Genomic DNA, 20458 nt, shown 5'->3' on the forward strand with positions numbered 1-20458 from the left:
TTAATTTTGATTAAGGATTGCAGGTAATTTCCTAGATACAGGTCTGAAATACCATGAAATAAGAATTAGTAGAGTAAAGATGATGGGAGCAATGTATTGTAGAACTTCGTCAGAGCTAGCAACGTGCGACACTATAGCACCAGTCATTGCAAAGAAAAAACCTGCATATGCCCATTCTTTAATTAGTTGAAATCGTGGTATTAATAAAATTATAACACCAAATATTTTCCAAGCACCTAAAATTTTTGGGAAATATGCTGGATACCCAAGGTGGGTTATTCCTCTTATAGTTTCCTCAACACCCATTAATTGAGATATACCACCAGATAACATACCTAAGGCTAAAAGAGAAGTGGCTGCCCAATATATTATTTTGTTTTTTTCCCCCATTTTAATATTGTTTATATTAATTGATTGGCATAGTGATTTTTCTGTCGGCTGGCCTAAAATACCATGAGGTAATAATTAGTATAACATAAATGACTGGCCCTATATACCCTGTAAGATTATCACCTGAAACAATGTGTGAGATGGCTGCACCACTTGCTACGAAAATGAAACCCGCATATGCCCATTCCTTAATCAAGGGATATTTCGGTAGAAGTAAGATAATTACCCCTAATATTTTCCAAGTACCTAATATATTCATTAAATATAAAGGATAACCCAAACGAATAACAGCCTCTGTAGTATGTTCCTCTTTAATTAGCTGGGCAATTGCACCTAGAAAAAATCCTAATGAAAGTATAACTGTAGATGACCAATAGATAATTTTATTTCTATTTTTCATTTTAATTTATTTTTTGATAGGATTGCTTTAAATATTTTTCAATGAATGTTTCAAATGTTTTTCGTGAAGGTTGAACAATACAGACCCAATTCATAGAACCATAAGTTGGATGGGGCATTAGCGTGTCCTCTTTGGTGAAGTCAATACCAAGATGCATATAAGCTTCAAGCTTTTTGCTTTTAGGAAGTTCTTTAAATAACGATTCAATAGTGTCTTTATCTACACAAAAATTAAGTCTAAAGAAGCCTTCTCTGTTAAGGTTGGATACTGCATCATATTCATTATCTTTTGTTATTATAGTTGCAAACGGAACTTTATCATTCTTTTTGTGCATAAAGAAAAGGTCATTTTCTACTTCGGCTAATTGTAACTTATCAAAGTTCTGAAGTAGATAGCTTTTAATTTCTTCAATTTCCATGTTATCAAATTATTGGTTTTAGTATTTCCTCTAATTTATCGTGAGCCATATTTAAGCCATAAGCAAATGGTAACTTTAATTGTTCTGCTCTATGTTTTTCTGATTTATAAATAATTTGAATGGTTAATTTGCTTTTGTCTTCTGTAATTTTTTCAAAATTTAAGAACTCTAATTGTACACCTATCGCCATGTTTTCCATTTCAAAAGTTCGTACAATTTCTTGGTTGGAAATGAGCTTGTGTATGGTTCCATTCGCCTTAAACATTACATTTCCTTCGTGTGAGGTTTCGAACTCATAACTTCCGTGACTTTTGTTTTCTAGCTTAAGGACGTTAGTCCCCATCCATTGTGTTATAAATTCTGCCTCAGTATAGGCTTTATAAACAAGTTCTACTGGTAGGTCAAAAGCTCTCGTAATGATGAGCTCTTGCTTACCTTCCTGTGCATTAATATTGGTTTTTTGTTCCATCGTTTATTTAGTATTTATCTTATTTTTTACTCACTCTTATGGATTTTATTTTTTGTGTTCATGTATCCTCGATTTCATTACGGCTTCTAGTCTATTAAAACGATCGTCCCACATTATCCTAAAAGGCTCAATAAAATCTGCTATTTCTTTCATTCCGATTGGATTTAAGTGGTAGTATATTTCTCTTCCTTTTTGCTCCTGTTCCAATATTTCACATTCCGTAAGAATTTGGATGTGCTTGGAAATGGTTTGTCGGGAATAATCAAAATTTTCAGCAATGGCTGTTGGTGTCAATGCCTGAAGTGCTACTAAAGATATAATTGCTCTTCTGGTTGGGTCGGATATGGCTTGAAAAACGTCTCTTCTTAATTTCATAATGCAGCTATTTGACTGCAAATATAAACGCAATCATTTAACTGCGCAATTATTTTTCGTTTTTTTTAAGTGAGGAAGTTTATGGTGTGTTCGTAAGCAACCGCCCCCCCCCACATTCTAAATTATTCTTTTAGAAAGCTGGCAGCAGCAGGCCTGCTTTTAATTCTTATCAATCATCAGAAATCTATAGTTCTGTTCAAAATACCTACGGTTTGGCTACCGGCTTGGCGGTTTTTTCCCCATTTAATCTAATGTATAGAATCGAATACATTTATAAACAAAAAATGCGTCAAACGAAGTCTGAAGCTCCGTCTGACGCAATACAACTGTTATGCACTCGTTTCCTTTTCTCCTTTAGTTGGGTGAGTTAAGAGCCATTTTGTTTCCTTCCGAGTCAAGGAAAACAGCAAAGTACCCACTTTCGTCGGCATGAGCTGTTTTAGACAATAATATTTGTCCGCCATTTTTCTCTACTCTGTCAAGGATTACCTGCAAATTATCTCCAGCGTCCAGGTACAGTGTTACACCATTCGCAGATGGCTTATACCCTTCGGCTTGAATAATGACGCCATGCACCGATTGACCTTCGTAAGGCAAAATCCCCATTTGCATACCTTCAATATCCACTTTTTCTATTTTGATGTCTAACAAGGATTGGTAAAAATTAATTGCTCGTGAAATATCCGCTGCCGGAATTTCAAACATTGAAATGTAACTTTTCATGTCTTTCTCTGTTGAATTCGTTAAAGTGTCACTTGAGTTTGGTTGAGAATCAGTCTTGCTTGAATTGTTGCACGATACAAAACACATAGCAAAAACCATCGAAGCTAAAATCTTTCCTTTGACTGTCATTGAGGTTTAAATTTATATTCGAGTGCAAAGCTATTCGTTTTAAAAAAGCCAAAATAGTAGAAATGCGACAGCACGAAGGTTACTTATAGAAAAGGGCAGTTAATGCCATATGTTCATTGTTCAAAAACTCCGTTGGTGTAACTCCAACTAGGTCTTTGAAATCTTTTATAAAGTGATTTTGGTCGAAATATTCTCGCTCGTAAGCAATATCAGTAAGAGTTTCTGATTTTTTATTGAGCAATAGATTTAATGTTGTTTGCAGCCGAAGGGCTTTTCCTAATTGCTTTGGGCTAATACCAATTTGTTTTTTAAAATGTCTTTCCAGCTGCCTGCGTTTTGAAATGTCATCTTTCAAAAGCACATTTATGGCTGTAGTTCCGTTAGTTTTGATAAGCGCATCAACGGTAGATTGAACGATATTACTAATGGTATTCTTTGCATTAAGTATTTTGAATAGGAAGGATTCAATCATTTCTATTCTCTGTTGTGTGCCCACAGCCTGAGCTATTTGTTGCTCTAATTCAATGGCTGCTGTTTGTCCGAAAAGCTCTGAAATAGGGATTTCCTTGTCAACCAAGTCTTCAAGGGATTTCTTCACGAAGTTGGCAAATCCAATAGGATAGAAACAGATTGCGAAAGTGTCAATATCTCCAACCGGCAATATGTCAAATGATTTCGTCCTCTGACCCATGACCATAGCATTGGGTTGAAGGATAAAGTTCGTTTCTGAAGTGTATTTTTTAATCTGTTCACCAAAATTGAAAGCCATTTCTATACAGCCGTCAGGTACGATTTTTTGTTTTTGATTTTCGGGGTCAAAAGGAACTTCCAGAGTCCAATAAAATTTGACAAGGGATTCTAAGTCTTTATGTGGTTTATAGGTCTGGTATTTCATTTGTGCAGGTGTTTCATAGTGTACTGCATAATCAAGTGGGTCAGGCGAGGCAAATTCAATCTCAACCATTTTTACAATTGGGCATTTACCTGATTCCATACATACCGCATACATACAGTTTCAAAATTACGATAGTAATTGATCAAAACTCAAATTCGGGAATATATCTCTTTGGTATTTATTTCCAGAAGATTGTGCCTTTTGTTATTCTGTCGACAATACTTAGCCCTTACGAATCCTGTTCATCGGAACACTTAGGTTCAACTCCTAAAATCTTATCTCCAGTAATCTAAGCAACCACCCATCCCCATCTTCCCACCCAACTCTTATATTTGGTGTTTTGTCGCTTGGAATATATGCAAATTAACATGCGATGGGGCAGAGCTCACTGGCTGGACTGAGACTGGCGACTGGGCGTACTACAAATACTCAACGATATCAATTATGACGGTAAGTTCTCCAATCTGCTTCCGAATAGATCGAAAACACCCTAAACCTTGTTAATTGAATAGCAATTGGGGGACGGCCGAATGCTTACGTAGATTGCCTGATTGAAATTCATTTTTTTTCAATATCATTGTATATAAACTTAAGGGGTAAAGCAAGGGAGACCTGACAGGTTTTGTAGTCGACCCTATTGGAATCAAATGTAACAGGCATCAGCACCAAACCATGAAAGACATCCTATTGGATTTTATATCAAAATATATTTCTCTGACAGAAGACGAGAAAAACGCCATTCTTTCATTGGACCTATTCCGCAGCGTAAAGAAAGGGACGGTCCTTCTCAAAGAAGGGCAAAATTCGAAAGATAGTTTCTTCGTTCTTAAGGGCTGTATCCGGATATACTATATCATTGAAGGGGAAGAAAAAACCACCGCTTTCTATACGGAAATGGATGCCTTAACTCCTCATAGTGTTATAAATAATGCGCCTTCGGACTATTTCATTGGTTGTGTCGAAGACAGTATTCTTTTAGTCTCAAATTCGGATATGGAAGCAGAAATTAACAGCAAGTTTCCAAAGTTTGAATTAATGTGCAGAAAACTGTCGGAGGAATTACTAGCCAAGCAACGTATAGACTTCGACAAGTTCAAGACCTCTTCTCCTGAACAGCGTTATCAGAACCTATTACAATCCCGACCGGATCTTATACAGAGAGTACCCCAACACCAATTAGCAAGCTTTCTTGGCATAAAACCGCAATCATTGAGCAGGTTAAGAGGAAGAATTCACGAGAAAAGGAGCTAACGTTTATTTGTTAACTTAAGTGAAGGAGTGATCGTTCCATGCCTATCTACTTTTGCATATCGCTTAATTATAATTTTTAAAGTTATGCAAAAGAAAATTTTATGGTTCGGATTGGCCATGGTGTTGGCAGTAGGTATTAGGGGATATGCACAAAGTGTTTATCAAGACAGTACTTTCAAAAGATTTTATGTAGGCAGCTCCTTTCTGATGCTGGGAAATTTTGCCAAAGTAAACAACCCTGAGTATGTTCAATTAAACGTTGGATACAGGATAACTCGTAAAGATGTTGTTTCGGTAGAATTCAAAAGGTCCATTTATTCCTGGCCCATAGGCATCCCTTTTGGTCCATCCTTTGAAGCACCAGGACTGAACTATCCTGGGCATGCACGCATACTGGCACCTACGATAGGATACCAGCGATTTTGGTGGAAAGGAATATACACCTCCGTTCATGCATTGAATGCATTTGAAAAATATTTAAATGAGAATAAACAAAAGATTGGAAATGGATATACCTTATATCTGAACTTCCATTTGGGTTACCAGTTTAGATTTTTTAAAAACCGTTTCTTTTTCGAGCCAGCTCTTGGATATAGCTATTGGCCGGTCCGAACGAATGTTCCAGAATCTTTTAAATCTGTAGAAGAAAAATGGCCCAACTACTTTATTCAACCGGGACTGCATTTTGGCTTTAACTTTTAAAGAGTATGCCGACCATTTATACATGGACGCAAGAGGTAAGCCTTTGGGGTATAAAATCTAGATCATTAAGCAGACTGAAATTAAAAGTTCTAAAGAAAAAAGACCTTAAGGCATTTCTTAACTAAAGTGAACGAGTTGTAGCAAGCCATTAATCTACTTTTGACATGTCATTTAACAATAAAAAAAGCTATGCAAAAGAAAATTTTATGGATCGGATTGGTGTTGACGTTGGGAGGCAGTTTACAGGTGCATGCACAATATGCCAAAGAAGACAGCACTTACAAACGCTGGTTTTTGGGCAGTACGATATTTCTATGGGGTAATCTTGATTCTACGAATCCCCCAAATTTCGCTCAAGTCAATATAGGCTATCGGATAACTGGAAAGGATGTAATTACCTTAGAACCAAAAACCTGGAAATATGCCTGGCCATTTTTCTGATTTAATTTTATGCATTATTAACGATAAATGATTAATACAATGAAAAAGATCGGTATTTACTTCGTGGTATTATGGGTAGTGACATTTCTAAATTCTTGTGGCTTCAGCACCGCCCTGGTTACGAACCATAATCAAAACGCAACCGAGGTACACTTAAGTGGGAATAACTTCAAAGTTATTGATCAGGTAAGCGGCAGTTCGGAGGATTCCTATGTACTGGCCATTGGAGGTATGAAGAAAAGGCAATTGTACCAAAATGCGTATTCAGAGATGATAAAGAAAGCCAACCTACTGAATGGTTCCAAGGCCATAATCAATTTTATGACCGAAGAGCACTTCAGTGGCTTCGCCCCTTTCTATGTCAGAAGAACGATCACTGTGAGCGCCCAAGTCGTTGAATTTACGAAGTAAATATATTGAACTGTCAGCCTGAGCCTGTCGAAGGCCGGAGAGGCAGACCTTGCTGCACTTCGACAGGCTCAGTGTGACACACAACAGGCGCTCTCACACGCTGCGTAACCCATGTAACACCTGCCATTTAACCTTTAACTTTTAAAGTTTAACCTTTAACTTAAAAAAACCACCTTCAACTCTGTCAGCCTGAGCCTGTCGAAGGCCAGAGAGGCAGACCTTGCTGCACTTCGACAGGCTCAGTGTGACACACAACAGGCGCTTTCACACTCTTTGTGATCAATGGGACATTTGCCATTCAACTTTTAACCTTTAACTTTTAACTTTTAACAAAACTACATCCAACTCTGTCAGCCTGAGCCTGTCGAAGACCGGAGAGGCTGACCTTGCTGCACTTCGACAGGCTCTGTGCGACACACAACAGGCGCTCTCACACGCTGCGTAACCCGTGTGACATAAAATGGGTTTTAATGTAATTACCTATGGATAAAATTGAAGGAAAATCCCTGCTAACTGGCAAAGCCCTCAATCCCCAATCCAAACAAGGCGAAATCGTATTTTACGGGATCGTCCGGACTGAATTCCCGAAGAGAAGCTGTTAACTCCAGAGCCGTTTGCCAGTCGGTTACCGGGCGTTTGATCAATCCCAGCAAACGCCCTACCCGATCCACATGGACGTCGCAGGGACATACCAACTGATGGGGGCGAATTCGCTTCCACAGGCCAAAATCTACTCCCTGCTCGTCCTGTCGCACCATCCAGCGCAGGAACATGTTCAGGCGCTTACACGACGATTTCCTGAGCGGGCTGGCAATATGTTTGCGGGTACGATCAGGGAAATATTCGGAATCGGTAAATACCCTTTGAAAGCCTATCAATCCCGACTCCACCGTCTGTGCACCTGTCTCCTGACCAATCAAAAAAGCATCTTCAAGACTATCGTATTGAAGGTAATGCTGCTGAAAGAAATGTATAAAATAGAGGGTGTCAGTTGCGTTGAAGGTGCGGTGTTTAAAGTTCAGAAAGCGTTTTAGATCACTCTCCTGATGGTGCAATATAAAGTCGTACGGAGCATGATCCATAAGCCCGAAGAGCTCCTGGCATTTGTTAATGATCGTTTTCCTTTGTCCCCAGGCCAATATGGCCGCCCAAAAACCGGCTATCTCTATATCCTGAGGCAGGCTGTACTGATGCGGTATAACGATCGGATCATGGGCTATAAAATCTGGACGATTGTACTGCAAGACTTTTTCTTCCAGCAAATCCAGCACATCATTTTTTTTATTTTTATCCACGAACCAACTTAAAGAGGTAGGCCAGACCTCTGGAAATTCCGGAAAAAATCATTACAATTCCCGAAAAAACAAAGGTAAATATGGCAATAAAAGGATAGAGCAACGTAAACAAAACGCTCCATAACTTGTATCCGAGAGTCTTTTTGGCTTCTGCACGCTCTTCTTCTCTCTTAGACCTATATTGGGGTGAATGCTTCATAATTATGCTATAAACAATTGACAAGTGTTGTATAAAAGCAGCAGTACAGAAACCCTGCTACTCTACATAACTGACAACTGCTCTAAATCGTTTGCTATTCGGTGAAACCTTTTCGAATGCTCGTGAGGAAAGCTTGATGACGATTTCATCGTTGATACTCGTATCGGGAATGCGACCAATTATCCGAACGATAATGCGCTCCTGATTATATTCATTCAGCACTTCTATCAGTGAACCGATGGGTGCCGAGCGGTGTAAGCCCAGAAATTTGCTGGTACTCTCATCGGTCTCAATCATTTCAGCCAGACCCGATTCTGTTTTTTTCTTTCCACTTACCACCTTAGCAGGCGCCACTGTTTCAACGGGTTTTACTGTTTTTTCCGGAACAACGGCCTTCGCTTTCACGGAGTCTTTAACTACCGTGGTTACGACTTTAGTAGCAGACGCTGTAGCAGCTGCGGGTTCCTTTGCTGCATTCGGGTCTTTTACAACCAACATTTGCCCTTCCTTCAGGTTGTCATCGGTAAGGTTATTCCATTTCCGGATATCGGCCATCAACACGCCGAATTTCACCGCTACCCGGTAGAGCGTCTGTCCTGCTTCCACGCGGTGTACTCCATTTGGAGCCTCCTCAACGGCTGCCGCAGCGCTAGGCGCTGAGGTGGTAGCAGGCTTGGCTTCCTCCTTGATTACTATGTTATCCCTTTTGTTTTGTTTTCCGCTAGGTGTATAGGGAACGCGCAGCATCTGCCCCGCCTGAATGTTGTCGGAGACCCCTGGATTGGCCTCACGGAGTAAATGTATGGTAGTACCATAACGCCGAACGACGGCAAACATAGTCTGGCCGGCGTCCACCTTATGCAGCACAAAATATCGACCACCTACTTTTTCTACGCCTACAGAATCGACCACAGCAGTGCTATTTGCATGTACGCTGGAACTTCCTAATCCTAAAAAACCACCCAGACAAAGGGCAAGAACGACAATATACTTCATTAACTAGATCAATGTTAGACTCGAAAATTCATTTTTATATCTGAGATAGACCAACTCCTTACCTTTCATCAACATGGTACCTTGTCCCAAAGCATCAGCAGGCTCACTTATTGGTTCATGTAACAGAATATCTTTATTTTTATTCACCACAAGCAGGAATTGTACTAACTTCTCCTGCTCGTAAATATAATAAGAAAACATCATAAACGGATTGCTATCCATATATTCAATACGGGTTGCCCGATGATTGGGGCTCATATGCAGAATAAAGTCAAACATTTGCTCAAAATACGCATCCCCCTTCTTCAGTATACGGGGCGTTTGCAACTGTTCTGATACCAATTTCGGAGAACCCTGTTCCTTAAACGGAGAAATAGCGCCTGTATTGGCTTGAACGTAAGAATATTTATGTTGACCAGTTTGCTTTCCGGAGACCAGAATCCAGTCATCATCCAATGGTTGCACCATAATATAGCCTGGCAATTCCCATAATGACCTCCCGTCTTCTATGGACAGGGAACGAAGGTCGGTAGGCTCAGGAATCTCCGGGTAGCGGTAGTCATGGCAATATACCTGCTCTCCCGCTACTGCCGTCAGCGATGTCCACCAATCGCTATTTGCCGGTGCCAACTCCCAACGTAGTTTTTGTAGCTTTGTATCTAAGACGGCAAATGAAACCGTTTTTGTAGCAGGGTCCCGCAATTCGAGTACCCATTCCCCACGTTGGGGATGGGGATGAGCTAGTACCCGCCATATTTGTTGTGAAAACCGATGATTAAAGTGTTTTTGCAAAATATTGAGATTAATTTCATGCAAATTTCTAAATATTATCATTCAAACACGCATACAGTGCAAATATTAGGTATAATTCCAGCCCGATACGCCTCCACACGATTCCCCGCTAAGGCATTGGTCGATATTGGAGGTAAGAGCATGATACAAAGGGTATATGAGCAGGCCATACAGGCCAGTAAGCTTACCAAGGTAATCGTGGCCACCGACGACCAACGGATACTTGACCATGTAAATGCCTTTGGAGGCCACGCCGTGATGACTTCTACCGAACATCAAAGCGGTACGGATCGATGCTATGAAGCTTTTAAGTCCCTGGGCACTCATTACGATTATGTCATTAATATTCAGGGCGATGAGCCCTTTATAAGTCCCGAACCTATTAACGAACTTGCAGAGGTGCTGGACCTTACGACTGAGCTGGCGACCTTGGTTAAGGTTATAGACTCAGAAGATCTGCTTTTCAACCAAAATGTTCCTAAAGCTGTGCTCAATGCCCGGGGGGATATCATGTATTTTAGCAGACAAACCATCCCATTTCTACGGAGTTATGAGCCCGGAGAATGGCTCCAACAGCATACCTATTACAAACATATTGGAATTTATGCCTACCGTGTCGACGTTCTCGGCAAGATAACCAACCTACCAGTTTCGAGCCTGGAAAAGGCGGAAGCCCTGGAGCAGCTGCGCTGGCTGGAGAACGGGTTTACCATCAGGGCCGTATGTACCAACGACGACTCTCATGGAGTAGACACCCCCGCCGATCTGGACCGGGTTACAAAAAAATTCCTTTCTTAAACGGCGGCATAATTGTTGCTATATCACTCAACAGGTATGTATGATTCCAAACCTTAAAGAAAGTTAAATTGACATCATTAAGCACCACAACTGGTCTAAACGTCGTTAACTCCTGTAAGCGATTTAATTTAAAATGAGATACATAATTTATGCAATATAACATCCTATGGGCCGACGACGAGATTGATCTGCTCAAACCACATATCATGTTTTTGACGGCCAAAGGCTATCACGTTACCCCGGTAAACAGTGGAGCCGATGCCTTAGACCAATTGGATAGCAAGCGTTTTGATATCGTTTTTCTGGATGAAATGATGCCCGGTATGACCGGCCTGGAAACTTTGGTACAAATCAAACAGCAACAGCCTAATCTTCCGGTGGTGATGATCACCAAGAGTGAAGAAGAGCATATTATGGAGGATGCCATTGGCTCCAAGATTGATGATTATTTGATAAAGCCCCTTAATCCGAATCAAATTTTGCTGTCGGTAAAGAAGATTCTGGATAATAAGCGCTTGGTTACGGAGAAAACGACCCTATCCTATCAACAAGAATTCCGAAATCTGGCCATGCAGTATCAGGATCGGATTGGCCATGAAGAATGGGCCGATATTTACAAAAAACTCATCTATTGGGAACTTGAACTGGAAAAATCTCAGGATCAGGGCATGGCCGAAGTCTTTAGCATGCAGAAGAGTGATGCCAATGCCAACTTCTGCAAATTTATAGAGGAGGAATATGAAGGATGGCTCAACGATCCCAAGTCAAACAAACCTATTCTTTCCCATCAATTAATGAAGCAGAAGGTGTTTCCTCATCTGAAGAATTCTACTGAGCCTGTCTTCTTTATATTGATAGATAATTTCCGTTACGACCAGTGGAAAATGATACAACCGATCCTTCAGGAATATTTTAATATAGAAGAAGAATCGTCGTATTACTCCATTCTGCCTACCACGACAGGCTATGCCCGTAATGCTATTTTCTCCGGCTTGATGCCTAGCGAGATGGAAAGGAAGCATCCGCAATGGTGGGTGAGTGATGAAAATACTCCCGACGGCGAGGAGGGGCTCAACAACCACGAACAGGACTTCCTGCTAAAACAGCTGGAGATGAATCACCTTAATATTAAAAGCTCTTATCATAAGATCTTAAATACGAATCAAGGGAAGTCCCTATTGGATAACTTCAATAACATGCTCAACAATCAGTTGAATGTGGTGGTATATAATTTTGTGGACATGCTCTCTCATGCACGTACAGACGTGCAAATGATTAAGGAACTAGCTCCCGATGAAGCCGCCTATCGCTCACTGACCAGATCGTGGTTCCAGCACTCTTCTCTATTGGATTTAATCAAAAAGATTGCCGAGAAAAAGGGTCGGTTAATACTGACTACAGACCATGGTATGATACGCGTTCAAAAGCCTGTAAAGATTATCGGGTATCGCGAAACAAATACCAATTTAAGATATAAGCATGGAAAAAATCTGGGATACGATGAAAACCATATTATGGTCTGTCGAAAGCCGGAAAACATCTTCCTTCCCAAACCTCATGTATCTACCTCATACGTATTTACCAAGGAGGATTATTTCTTTGCTTATCCTAATAATTATAACCAGTATGTCAACTTATATCGTGATACTTTCCAGCACGGAGGAGTGTCTCTGGAAGAGATGGTCATTCCGTTTATAGACCTAAAAGCGAAATAATAGAGTATTTTATAAAGGAAAAAACACCCTGCAAAAGTCGGATCTCCCGAATTGCAGGGTGTTTTTTTTTAGAAAAATGGATTGTTCTTATCCTTCTATTACGCTTCCATTTTCGCATTTGAGAACGCGGGCAGGGAATTTCCGGATAAAATCATGGTTATGAGTGGCCATCAAAATAGCGGTACCAGCATTATTAATCATCTTAAAAACTTGCATGATCTGGTCGCCCACCTCAGGGTCCAAATTACCTGTAGGCTCATCTGCTATCAGAATTTTAGGTTCGTTGAGCATGGCACGGGCAATCACGACCCGCTGTTGCTCCCCTCCCGATAACTGATGGGGCATGCGCTTCTGGGCTGTTCCCAAGCCCACTTGCATCAACACTTCGGCAATACGATTAGATATTTTAGCTGGATTGGTCCAGCCCGTAGCTTTCAGCACGAAGGCTAGATTGTCTTCTACCGACCGGTCAGACAATAGTTGAAAGTCTTGAAAGACGATGCCGATCTTACGCCGAAGCAAGGGAATATCTGCCCTACGTATTTTATGAAGCTCGTGGCCAGCAACCTTGGCCGAACCCGTTTGTAGCCACAGGTCAGCGTACAGGGTCTTTAACAGCGAGCTTTTCCCACTTCCCGTACGCCCAATCATAAAAACGAATTCTCCATTTTTTATTTCAAAATGTACGTCGTTTAGTACAGGTCGATCTCCCTGATAAATATCGGCCTTATCTAGGGTGATGATCGGTTCTGAATGGTCGGTCATAAAAGCAAATGGATAAGATGGTAAATCATGTAAGTATAAAAAACGAAACCCTTATCAAAAATATTTCAGACAGGAACATCAAGCCGAAGCCTGGGTCCTGTCTGAAATACCCGAAAAGGGCTTATTTATCTTTATAAATTAAGCGTTTCCCTTAGCATAATCAGCAAGGAATTTCTCCAGGCCACTATCGGTAAGCGGGTGCTTAAGAAGCGCCTCAATAGCACTTAAAGGTCCGGTCATTACATCAGCACCCAACTCAGCACACTGAAGAATGTGCATAGGATGACGAACGGAAGCCGCCAAAACCTGCGTTTCAAAACCGTAATTTCTGTAAATTGTTAATATCTGATCGATCAAGCCAATTCCATCTGTAGAAATATCGTCAAGACGGCCGATAAAAGGAGAAACATACGTAGCTCCAGCCTTAGCTGCCAAGAGTGCCTGACCAGCAGAGAAAATTAGGGTACAGTTGGTACGGATGCCTTTGTTAGAAAAGTATTTCAATGCCTTAACACCTTCCTTAATCATTGGAATTTTCACAACGATTTTATCATCAATTTCAACCAAAGCTTCTCCTTCACGAATCATTCCTTCCAGGTCGGTTGAAATCACCTCAGCACTTACGTCTCCGTCTACAATATCGCAGATTGCCTTATAATGACGCATGATATTGTCCTTACCAGTGATGCCCTCTTTAGCCATCAAAGATGGGTTTGTAGTAACACCATCTAGTACTCCAAGCGCTTGAGCTTCTTCAATCTCTTTAAGATTGGCCGTATCAATAAAAAATTTCATCGTCAAATGTATGGTTAAGTATTAATCACAAAAGTATGAAACGAAAGGGAAAAGCAAAAAGAAAGGCGAAGATGAAGTCGTATAAAAAAAATAGGCAAACCGAGAATCTCACTGCATCGACCACCTACCCTTGCTTCCGTCAGGACCTGGGGGATTCAGCAGGAGCTAGTAGTTCCGATTTGCCTGCTGCAAAGATAAAAACATTTTATTAGCAAAAGAAAACATTGTTTTAAACATTCCCCTTACTTTTGCAGCAACCAACTCGTAATGAATGAATATGAACCGAAATTTTTTTTTATTTTTTTTATTTTTATGTTATTCCTGCTCCCAATCCTCAGAGGCATTCTTAAAAAAAGGCAAGGAACTCATGCAATCGGGCCAAACGAAAGAGGCCATAGAGTTTATTAATAAAGCTATTGAAAAGAATACTTCCAATGCCGATGCCTTCAATTTGCGCGGTGTTGCCTACTACGAATTAAAGTCTTACCCCAACGCAGTCCTGGATTTCGATCAGGCCATTAAGCTCTCGCCTACCGCCTATAGGCCTTATTTTAATTTAGGCTTACTGTATACCGATCAGAACGAGCTTGATTCGGCCCTTAACAACTATAATCTGGCTGCGAAATACGCGCCCGATACCGCAGACGTATACCTCAATCGGGGACAGGTGCATACCCTGCTCGATAGCCCTGACTTAGCAATCGCCGATTTCAAAAAGGCTACCCAGCTCAATAGTAATCATGTGCTGGCCTGGTATAACCTCGGAAACACCTACTTCCGTCAAAAGGATTTCCAGAAGGCCTCCGATGCCTTTAGACAGACTGTCAAACTTGATGGTTCCAACGGTAAAGCCTTCTATGGTCTGGCCTTGGCACAGTATGAAATAGGTGAAAAGGAACTTGCCTGCACCTCGCTGAAACAAGCGGTAACCCTAGGTTATTCCGATGCTCAAATCGCTCTGAATCAATATTGTAAATAGACCAACAGCCCTATTTATTCAAGAATGGAAAAGCAGCAAATACTTGAGTACTTGCTGCTTTTCCATTTACGACCACACATATTTATCCTGCTCAATCTTTGGGGATACCCGCAAAATACAAATCGAACCCGCCTTTACCACCCGTTCGGTTCGAGGAGAATACCATCATATCTTGCGTCAAGGAAACGCCTTCGTCGATTAAGACGGGTCTGAACTCATCGTATTCAGAATTAATCTTCGCTCCAAAATTGACCGGTTCGCTCCATTTTCCATTCTTTAGAATACTATAATACAAATCGTAACCCCCAAACCCGCCGGCTCTGTTGGAAGCAAATACCATTTTGTCGCCAAAAATAAAGGGACATTTGTCATCGGAGTCACTGGACAAGGTGTTATCCCTAATAACTTGATGCACCGACTGATCTCCTAAAATGGTTTCCAGGTCCAAGCTGGAGTCGACATCAACATAATAAAAGTCGAAATACTCCCCTGCCCGATCGGAGCAGAAGTAAATCTTGGACTTAGCAGCATTGAAAGTGGGATACAAATCTTCATGTTCAGAATTCAAGAATACTACTTCTTTAGGCTCCGAAAACTGGCCGTTCACTCGATTAGAAATATAATTTATTTGCGAATTTCCCGTAACATCCGACGAATACATAAGGGTAAAGAATAAATCATTACCGCTATGGATCGGCATTAAATTGGGTCCAAACTCATTACCTGAAGTGCTAATTCTGTCTAGCGCAGGTCCGATAATCTCGTAATCATCCTGCCTAACCCTCCAGTTGCCATATTCGTTCTTGACTGTGAGTATTCCAGAATGCTTATCCAAGTTTACATTCATAGGCTGATAAATTATATTGAACTCCTTTCCCTGGCTATATCGGTTGGTGGAAAAGCAAAAAGGAATCAACTCTCCCAAGCTTGGTGCAGTCGAATTATAGTCGTCGAAGACAGTCTTAAACGCTGTCAGATTAACCGGTTGGTCCGGAAGTGTCCCTTGGTCGAATTGATACCCACCACGGTCCATCTGACATGAAGTGGCGGCTAACCCAAATAGACATAAGGCTAGAATTGTAGTGTTTTTCATAGGTTGTGTTACGGTGTAAGGAAGGGATTAACTAATCGGACTATAGTTTGCGGCTTGCCATGCTGGTTTGATTTCATCGTAGATTTCCTCCTACGGCGATTTTTATGGATTTTGACATCGCAATGATTAAAATTCAACTGGGCGTTTCCTTTCATAGTATATGCTTACGCAGCTTCAATATTAAAAATTACGGACTCAAGTTCCGCAGGTCGCAGATAAATGGAATTAATCCTAAATCACTTACTGTAAGATCTAAAGTCTATATAGCTTAGATGCTATTTTCGTTTGGGTTTGAAGAAACTAAAGTCGAGTCTGACTGGACTTACGACTACAGCAACCACCTAGAACCCTCCGCAGACAATAGTAGCCTAATGCGTAATAGCAATATTGTCACACTTTCTTATTCCCGATTCCATTCTTTAATTATTTCAAAAGTCTGTTGGCTCTTAACGATGTCCAAATGTTTTACACCTTCCAATATCCTTAAATGAACAAATTTTTTGGCGGTGGCAAAAGCAGCCGGGAATCGATCGGGATAAAAGCTCTCATCTTGTTTACCAACTAAAACTAGACAAGGAATATTAATATTTTTGATTTCATTCTTGTAATTCTTGGGATTAAAATTAATGGTCATATTGAACGAATAAGAAGGTACCTGGAGCGTATCATTCAAACTTTCCGGACGATTAAAAAATAATACGGGTAGATTATTGAAGACTTTTAGCCCCACGTTATTGAGCATCGAAATCCCGATAATTCTTTTCATGGCAACTTTGACCCACCCTCCGCTACTGGGTTTCACAGTAGGTGCGTCATGTCCTAGATAGGGTGCTAGCAAAATGGCCCTATCCACTTTACTATTTTCTGGATTGCCAATAAATCTTAAAACGAATCCCGCTCCAGAAGAATGTCCTGCTAATATGATCCTGTTGGCGCCAAGATTCACTTTGCTAAATTGGATCAAATCCTCTATATCGTTTTCAAGCTGACCTATAAAATCAATATCCCCTCTTTCTCCGCTGTTCCTTCCGTGGCCTCTCATGTCCGGTGTCAAGACTGTTGCAATATTCGCTTTGGCAATTGAGTCCGCCAAATTCGCTAAGTACCTACTCTCCGACCCGGAACCATGGATTAAAATTAACACGTCCTTATTATCACTCTCGTACAATCTATTAAAAATCTCGTAGCCGTCTCTAGTTTCAATCCACTTTTCTTTTCCCAAAACGGGAATTGAATTTTCCTTGATTGAACTATAATCGTAGTTTTTGACATTTTTCTCCAGGTTGATTGGCCAGAAAATAAGAACATGGCTTATAACCAGGTAAATAATAATACTAATAATTAATGACTTAGCAATCCGATTTCCAGTTTTACGCCACATTTTGTTTTTTCATTTAGTAATAAAGCCATACCCATTAATAATTGATACTCCCTGAGCTCCGGTTCTGCCATAGGTATATGAACCTTCGATTAAACAACTACAGAGAACAATAGCATTTCTCCAGATTTATTGGCAAAAAAATAAGTACATGGCTATTCCCCAGGCAAACAATAATACTAATAACCAAGGCGTTAGCATTCCTGCTTCCCATTTTACGCCTCAATTAGTTCCTTATTTCCGCAAACGAGTCGGGTCCGTATTGTACTGACGGCACAGACCAGGCTACCAAACTTGGTCTGTCTATCAGTGTAAGGAAATCCCAACTAACTGGGGAATAGTAGCTATTTAACCCAAAACGGCCCCAGAGGGAGATTGTCGCTGTTAAATAGTCTGAGGGCAGGTTGAGGAAATGCCGACCATCCATATCTGATATGTTCTGGATTCATGACTGAACTGTTCAGTAAAATGGTATGAGAGTCCAAAAATTTGGCATTGGCCCGATGGAAAATACTATCCCGTCCGGCCACTTCAAAACCAGGGATCTCACCCTCCACAGGAAGGAAACCTGTACCGCATTCTGTAAAGGAAAGGACTAATCCCTGCCCGTTATCCGTCCACTTTTGCAGCTCTGGAAAGCCTAAAAGTTCCTTAAAGCCATAGACTTCTTTTAAAGCAAGCCGAGTCGCTCGTTCTCCGATAGGCTGTTTGTCTTTGGGATGAATCTCCTTCTCTTCACCCAAATCGATGGTAACAACCATTTGAGTATTATTAAGTTCAGCCTGCGTGCGTCTCTGTAGCTCTCTGAAAGCGGGCCAGTTCTCATTATTGAACCTGGGTAATTGAATGAAGATAAATGGAAAGTCTCCAATCTCAAAATACTTACGCCACTCCTCGATCATGGAGGGGAAAAGTGTCGATGCGGATGAGACCAGAGCAGGACTGTCTGTATCCGACTCTCCCTGATACCAGAGAACCCCGCGAAACGGCATCGGTTTAAGCGGGGCAATACCAGCCTCAAAAAGAAAACCCGGCTCAGCCATCCAGCGGTATTTCATCTTACCTGGGAAATAAGGCTCACCAGGCTTAAGTACATGCTGAAATGCATCCCGTGCCCGCTCACGGTGGGCGAGCTTGACCGATTCGTTACCCAGCCAATCTTTTTGGAAAAGTGAAGCAGTAGCAGGATTGGCCATCAAGGCTACTGGAGGCATCCAGTTATTCATGGCCGAACCCCCTAAGGCTACCTGAATAATACCTATGGGCACATTTAATTTTTGAAACAATCGATCAGCAAAAAGCCAAGCTACCGCCGAAGACCTGGAAGCAGTAGCGACCGAACTAGGCTCCCACGCTGCGTGAAAGAACTCTTGTGGATTACATCTCTCCAATTCCTTTTCCGTGTAACCCTCCTTTGCAACCAGGCGAATGGCAGTTTGGGTGTATAAGCGCAGATTAGGGTTGGGAAGTTGATCCACAACAGTCTTGTAAGTCTGCATATTTTTCAATGGGAAATGCATATTAGACTGACCTGAGCATAACCACACTTCCCCAATCAAAATATCCTCCAGTCGAAGGTCGTTTACCGTTAATGAAAGAGGACTGAAAGATGCCTTGCGGGAAGGAAATTCTACCTTCCATTTACCCCGTCTATCTGTTTTGACCAATATCTTCTCCTGCCCTAGCTGAACATGAATTGGAGTGCCCGCCTCTGCTTCTCCCCAAATATTAATGGGCTTATCTTGCTGAAGAACCATATGCGACCCAAAAACAGGGGCTAATCTCACCAGCCCATTGGTGCTAACTGATTGGCTATTACCCTCAAAGGGGAGAATGAGCAACGGAATCAAAAAAAAGTATCTAAAAAATAAGTTCATCAAAAGGTTTATTGTTTACTAGTCGTTATCTCAATTGGATTTAGAAGTATATTTTCCTCCTACGTTTTTAAAAAGTCAGTCATTGGGTATATTTCGCTTTCCTACCTAAATCATTTAAAAAGAAGGACGACTTCCGATGGCAAAACTAATATAATTCAGGATAACGTCTATTATTAAAAGTAGTGGGTACAAAAACATGACTAAGGCTTTCCTCTTCCTTATCCAACACGATGATACCAACCCGGTTTGGAATGCCAAGTCATTTTAAACTCTGGTATATAAACCTCACATATTCCCCTGTAAAAGAACAGCAGATCGGGATTAAATCGACAAAGAATATTCAATTCTCAAACCATATGCCATGACTAAAATCATTTTTGACAGCGGAATATCACTAGACGGATTTTTCGCAGGAGACCATAGAAGTCCCCATAACCCGATGGGTGGTGTGTCGGGACTAATTCATTCCTGGATGTTTAATCAGAAAGCCTTTTGGGAATATTTAGGTTATGAGGGAGGCAAGGAAGATGGGCAGGACGGGAGACTGATTAGGGAGACAATCGACAGGACCGGTTCGTTTATAATGGGCAAACGCATGTTTGAGGAAGGCGAAGTAAGTTGGCCCAATGACCTGTATAAAGCAGATGTGTATGTTTTAACTCACGAAAAGCGAGACCCATGGGTTCAAGATGGCACCACTACTTTTTACTTTATAAATGACGGAATAGACAGCGCACTGGAAAAGGCAAAACAATCTGCAAAGGGAAAGGATGTTAGAGTTCAAGGGGGAGCAAATACCATTCAGCAATTTCTCAATGCAGGACTTGTTGATGAATTCTTTATCCATATAACGCCGGTATTTCTGGGTAGTGGAATCCGATTATTTGACGGAATAAATAAAGACCTGTACGATCTGACAATTGCAGAGGTGATACCATCCGAACTGACCACACATTTGAAATACAAATTGACTAGAAAGTATTGAGCTGAAAATATATCATTATCCGAAGAAGAATACCATCGGCTTAGGGGAAAAGTCGGCGCGAAACAACATTGCCTTTTATTCGTATTTGCATTCCCTTCAGTTCTCTAAAGGGCACGGTTGGCTGCATGCTCTGTATCCACGGTCCAGCTTCTAAGATGATGCTGATATACAATTAAAATTCATTAAT

General features: G+C 41.0%; 24 protein-coding genes. 8 read left to right on the forward strand and 16 right to left on the reverse strand.

Features of this window, described 5'->3' with window-relative positions; genetic code table 11:
* From X939_RS0112260 to X939_RS0112290, 7 genes are all read right to left on the reverse strand, one after another.
* Entirely contained in the window at positions 1 to 390 is a 390-nt protein-coding gene (locus X939_RS0112260; protein WP_025763568.1) for a DoxX family protein, read from the reverse strand.
* Between the two features lie 16 nt (positions 391 to 406).
* Positions 407 to 790, reverse strand: a complete 384-nt coding sequence (locus X939_RS0112265; protein WP_025763569.1) for a DoxX family protein — start codon at positions 788 to 790, stop codon at positions 407 to 409.
* A gap of 1 nt (position 791) precedes the next feature.
* Positions 792 to 1208, reverse strand: a complete 417-nt coding sequence (locus tag X939_RS0112270) for a DUF6194 family protein (protein WP_025763570.1) — start codon at positions 1206 to 1208, stop codon at positions 792 to 794.
* 4 nt (positions 1209 to 1212) lie between these two features.
* Entirely contained in the window at positions 1213 to 1677 is a 465-nt protein-coding gene (locus X939_RS0112275) for an SRPBCC domain-containing protein (protein ID WP_025763571.1), read from the reverse strand.
* 45 nt (positions 1678 to 1722) lie between these two features.
* The gene (locus X939_RS0112280; protein WP_025763572.1) at positions 1723 to 2052 is read right to left on the reverse strand and encodes an ArsR/SmtB family transcription factor; all 330 of its coding nucleotides are present in this window, start codon (positions 2050 to 2052) and stop codon (positions 1723 to 1725) included.
* Positions 2053 to 2406: 354 nt separating this feature from the next.
* Positions 2407 to 2775 carry a VOC family protein gene (locus tag X939_RS0112285; protein WP_025763573.1) on the reverse strand — a complete coding sequence of 123 codons (369 nt, stop codon included), beginning with the start codon at positions 2773 to 2775 and terminating at the stop codon, positions 2407 to 2409.
* Between the two features lie 208 nt (positions 2776 to 2983).
* Positions 2984 to 3898: a helix-turn-helix domain-containing protein gene (locus X939_RS0112290; protein ID WP_229236052.1), complete on the reverse strand. Its 915-nt coding sequence runs from the start codon at positions 3896 to 3898 to the stop codon at positions 2984 to 2986.
* A 573-nt stretch (positions 3899 to 4471) separates the two neighbouring features.
* Here X939_RS0112290 and X939_RS0112295 point away from each other — a divergent pair.
* The 4 genes from X939_RS0112295 to X939_RS0112310 all read left to right on the forward strand — a co-directional run bounded on the left by X939_RS0112295 (position 4472) and on the right by X939_RS0112310 (position 6604).
* Positions 4472 to 5050 (forward strand): Crp/Fnr family transcriptional regulator, encoded by a 579-nt coding sequence (locus tag X939_RS0112295; RefSeq protein WP_025763575.1) that lies wholly within the window; start codon positions 4472 to 4474, stop codon positions 5048 to 5050.
* 84 nt (positions 5051 to 5134) lie between these two features.
* The gene (locus tag X939_RS0112300; protein ID WP_025763576.1) at positions 5135 to 5752 is read left to right on the forward strand and encodes a hypothetical protein; all 618 of its coding nucleotides are present in this window, start codon (positions 5135 to 5137) and stop codon (positions 5750 to 5752) included.
* 189 nt (positions 5753 to 5941) lie between these two features.
* Entirely contained in the window at positions 5942 to 6193 is a 252-nt protein-coding gene (locus tag X939_RS0112305) for a hypothetical protein (protein ID WP_025763577.1), read from the forward strand.
* A 39-nt stretch (positions 6194 to 6232) separates the two neighbouring features.
* Complete coding sequence (locus X939_RS0112310) at positions 6233 to 6604, forward strand: DUF6567 family protein (protein ID WP_025763578.1); 372 nt, start codon at positions 6233 to 6235, stop codon at positions 6602 to 6604.
* Between the two features lie 509 nt (positions 6605 to 7113).
* Here the strand turns inward: X939_RS0112310 and X939_RS0112315 are convergent.
* From X939_RS0112315 to X939_RS0112330, 4 genes are read right to left on the reverse strand one after another with little or no spacing between them, the layout of a single operon-like run.
* Positions 7114 to 7899, reverse strand: a complete 786-nt coding sequence (locus tag X939_RS0112315) for a TIGR02757 family protein (RefSeq protein ID WP_025763579.1) — start codon at positions 7897 to 7899, stop codon at positions 7114 to 7116.
* Positions 7892 to 8098 (reverse strand): hypothetical protein, encoded by a 207-nt coding sequence (locus X939_RS0112320; protein ID WP_025763580.1) that lies wholly within the window; start codon positions 8096 to 8098, stop codon positions 7892 to 7894. Before X939_RS0112320 ends, X939_RS0112315 begins: the two co-directional genes overlap by 8 nt.
* Before the next feature lie 57 nt (positions 8099 to 8155).
* Positions 8156 to 9094, reverse strand: coding sequence for a LysM peptidoglycan-binding domain-containing protein (locus tag X939_RS0112325; RefSeq protein ID WP_025763581.1), 939 nt, complete (start codon positions 9092 to 9094; stop codon positions 8156 to 8158).
* 3 nt (positions 9095 to 9097) lie between these two features.
* Positions 9098 to 9886 carry a DUF4905 domain-containing protein gene (locus X939_RS0112330; RefSeq protein ID WP_198034409.1) on the reverse strand — a complete coding sequence of 263 codons (789 nt, stop codon included), beginning with the start codon at positions 9884 to 9886 and terminating at the stop codon, positions 9098 to 9100.
* 18 nt (positions 9887 to 9904) lie between these two features.
* On the opposite strand from X939_RS0112330, the gene kdsB reads away from it, so the two are divergent.
* Together kdsB and porX are read left to right on the forward strand one after the other, a co-directional pair.
* On the forward strand, positions 9905 to 10684 hold the full coding sequence (gene kdsB, locus X939_RS0112335; RefSeq protein WP_198034410.1) for a 3-deoxy-manno-octulosonate cytidylyltransferase: 780 nt from the start codon (positions 9905 to 9907) through the stop codon (positions 10682 to 10684).
* A 149-nt stretch (positions 10685 to 10833) separates the two neighbouring features.
* Positions 10834 to 12399 carry a T9SS response regulator signal transducer PorX gene (porX, locus tag X939_RS0112340; protein WP_025763584.1) on the forward strand — a complete coding sequence of 522 codons (1566 nt, stop codon included), beginning with the start codon at positions 10834 to 10836 and terminating at the stop codon, positions 12397 to 12399.
* A gap of 87 nt (positions 12400 to 12486) precedes the next feature.
* Here porX and X939_RS0112345 read toward each other — a convergent pair whose 3' ends face one another.
* Together X939_RS0112345 and fsa are read right to left on the reverse strand one after the other, a co-directional pair.
* Positions 12487 to 13164 carry a cell division ATP-binding protein FtsE gene (locus tag X939_RS0112345; RefSeq protein WP_025763585.1) on the reverse strand — a complete coding sequence of 226 codons (678 nt, stop codon included), beginning with the start codon at positions 13162 to 13164 and terminating at the stop codon, positions 12487 to 12489.
* Between the two features lie 138 nt (positions 13165 to 13302).
* The gene (gene fsa, locus X939_RS0112350) at positions 13303 to 13959 is read right to left on the reverse strand and encodes a fructose-6-phosphate aldolase (protein WP_025763586.1); all 657 of its coding nucleotides are present in this window, start codon (positions 13957 to 13959) and stop codon (positions 13303 to 13305) included.
* A gap of 277 nt (positions 13960 to 14236) precedes the next feature.
* On the opposite strand from fsa, the gene X939_RS0112360 reads away from it, so the two are divergent.
* On the forward strand, positions 14237 to 14938 hold the full coding sequence (locus X939_RS0112360) for a tetratricopeptide repeat protein (RefSeq protein WP_025763587.1): 702 nt from the start codon (positions 14237 to 14239) through the stop codon (positions 14936 to 14938).
* Between the two features lie 91 nt (positions 14939 to 15029).
* Here the strand turns inward: X939_RS0112360 and X939_RS0112365 are convergent, their stop codons facing one another.
* The 3 genes from X939_RS0112365 to X939_RS0112375 all read right to left on the reverse strand — a co-directional run bounded on the left by X939_RS0112365 (position 15030) and on the right by X939_RS0112375 (position 19286).
* Entirely contained in the window at positions 15030 to 16031 is a 1002-nt protein-coding gene (locus X939_RS0112365) for a TolB family protein (RefSeq protein WP_131694737.1), read from the reverse strand.
* A gap of 400 nt (positions 16032 to 16431) precedes the next feature.
* Positions 16432 to 17412, reverse strand: a complete 981-nt coding sequence (locus X939_RS0112370; protein WP_025763590.1) for an alpha/beta hydrolase — start codon at positions 17410 to 17412, stop codon at positions 16432 to 16434.
* Positions 17413 to 17753: 341 nt separating this feature from the next.
* Entirely contained in the window at positions 17754 to 19286 is a 1533-nt protein-coding gene (locus X939_RS0112375) for a sialate O-acetylesterase (RefSeq protein WP_025763591.1), read from the reverse strand.
* A gap of 361 nt (positions 19287 to 19647) precedes the next feature.
* Here X939_RS0112375 and X939_RS0112380 point away from each other — a divergent pair, with 361 nt between their 5' ends.
* The gene (locus tag X939_RS0112380; protein ID WP_025763592.1) at positions 19648 to 20271 is read left to right on the forward strand and encodes a dihydrofolate reductase family protein; all 624 of its coding nucleotides are present in this window, start codon (positions 19648 to 19650) and stop codon (positions 20269 to 20271) included.
* Positions 20272 to 20458 lie beyond the last annotated feature (187 nt).

Source organism: Dyadobacter tibetensis Y620-1, assembly GCF_000566685.1.
GTDB lineage: Bacteria > Bacteroidota > Bacteroidia > Cytophagales > Spirosomataceae > Dyadobacter > Dyadobacter tibetensis.

Coding starts and splice junctions, on each gene's coding strand:
- X939_RS0112260 (WP_025763568.1), bottom strand. CDS start 390: ATGGGGGAAAAAAACAAAATAATATATTGGGCAGCCACTTCTCTTTTA.
- X939_RS0112265 (WP_025763569.1), bottom strand. CDS start 790: ATGAAAAATAGAAATAAAATTATCTATTGGTCATCTACAGTTATACTT.
- X939_RS0112270 (WP_025763570.1), bottom strand. CDS start 1,208: ATGGAAATTGAAGAAATTAAAAGCTATCTACTTCAGAACTTTGATAAG.
- X939_RS0112275 (WP_025763571.1), bottom strand. CDS start 1,677: ATGGAACAAAAAACCAATATTAATGCACAGGAAGGTAAGCAAGAGCTC.
- X939_RS0112280 (WP_025763572.1), bottom strand. CDS start 2,052: ATGAAATTAAGAAGAGACGTTTTTCAAGCCATATCCGACCCAACCAGA.
- X939_RS0112285 (WP_025763573.1), bottom strand. CDS start 2,775: ATGAAAAGTTACATTTCAATGTTTGAAATTCCGGCAGCGGATATTTCA.
- X939_RS0112290 (WP_229236052.1), bottom strand. CDS start 3,898: ATGGAATCAGGTAAATGCCCAATTGTAAAAATGGTTGAGATTGAATTT.
- X939_RS0112295 (WP_025763575.1), top strand. CDS start 4,472: ATGAAAGACATCCTATTGGATTTTATATCAAAATATATTTCTCTGACA.
- X939_RS0112300 (WP_025763576.1), top strand. CDS start 5,135: ATGCAAAAGAAAATTTTATGGTTCGGATTGGCCATGGTGTTGGCAGTA.
- X939_RS0112305 (WP_025763577.1), top strand. CDS start 5,942: ATGCAAAAGAAAATTTTATGGATCGGATTGGTGTTGACGTTGGGAGGC.
- X939_RS0112310 (WP_025763578.1), top strand. CDS start 6,233: ATGAAAAAGATCGGTATTTACTTCGTGGTATTATGGGTAGTGACATTT.
- X939_RS0112320 (WP_025763580.1), bottom strand. CDS start 8,098: ATGAAGCATTCACCCCAATATAGGTCTAAGAGAGAAGAAGAGCGTGCA.
- X939_RS0112325 (WP_025763581.1), bottom strand. CDS start 9,094: ATGAAGTATATTGTCGTTCTTGCCCTTTGTCTGGGTGGTTTTTTAGGA.
- kdsB (WP_198034410.1), top strand. CDS start 9,905: ATGCAAATTTCTAAATATTATCATTCAAACACGCATACAGTGCAAATA.
- porX (WP_025763584.1), top strand. CDS start 10,834: ATGCAATATAACATCCTATGGGCCGACGACGAGATTGATCTGCTCAAA.
- X939_RS0112345 (WP_025763585.1), bottom strand. CDS start 13,164: ATGACCGACCATTCAGAACCGATCATCACCCTAGATAAGGCCGATATT.
- fsa (WP_025763586.1), bottom strand. CDS start 13,959: ATGAAATTTTTTATTGATACGGCCAATCTTAAAGAGATTGAAGAAGCT.
- X939_RS0112360 (WP_025763587.1), top strand. CDS start 14,237: ATGAACCGAAATTTTTTTTTATTTTTTTTATTTTTATGTTATTCCTGC.
- X939_RS0112365 (WP_131694737.1), bottom strand. CDS start 16,031: ATGAAAAACACTACAATTCTAGCCTTATGTCTATTTGGGTTAGCCGCC.
- X939_RS0112370 (WP_025763590.1), bottom strand. CDS start 17,412: ATGTGGCGTAAAACTGGAAATCGGATTGCTAAGTCATTAATTATTAGT.
- X939_RS0112375 (WP_025763591.1), bottom strand. CDS start 19,286: ATGAACTTATTTTTTAGATACTTTTTTTTGATTCCGTTGCTCATTCTC.
- X939_RS0112380 (WP_025763592.1), top strand. CDS start 19,648: ATGACTAAAATCATTTTTGACAGCGGAATATCACTAGACGGATTTTTC.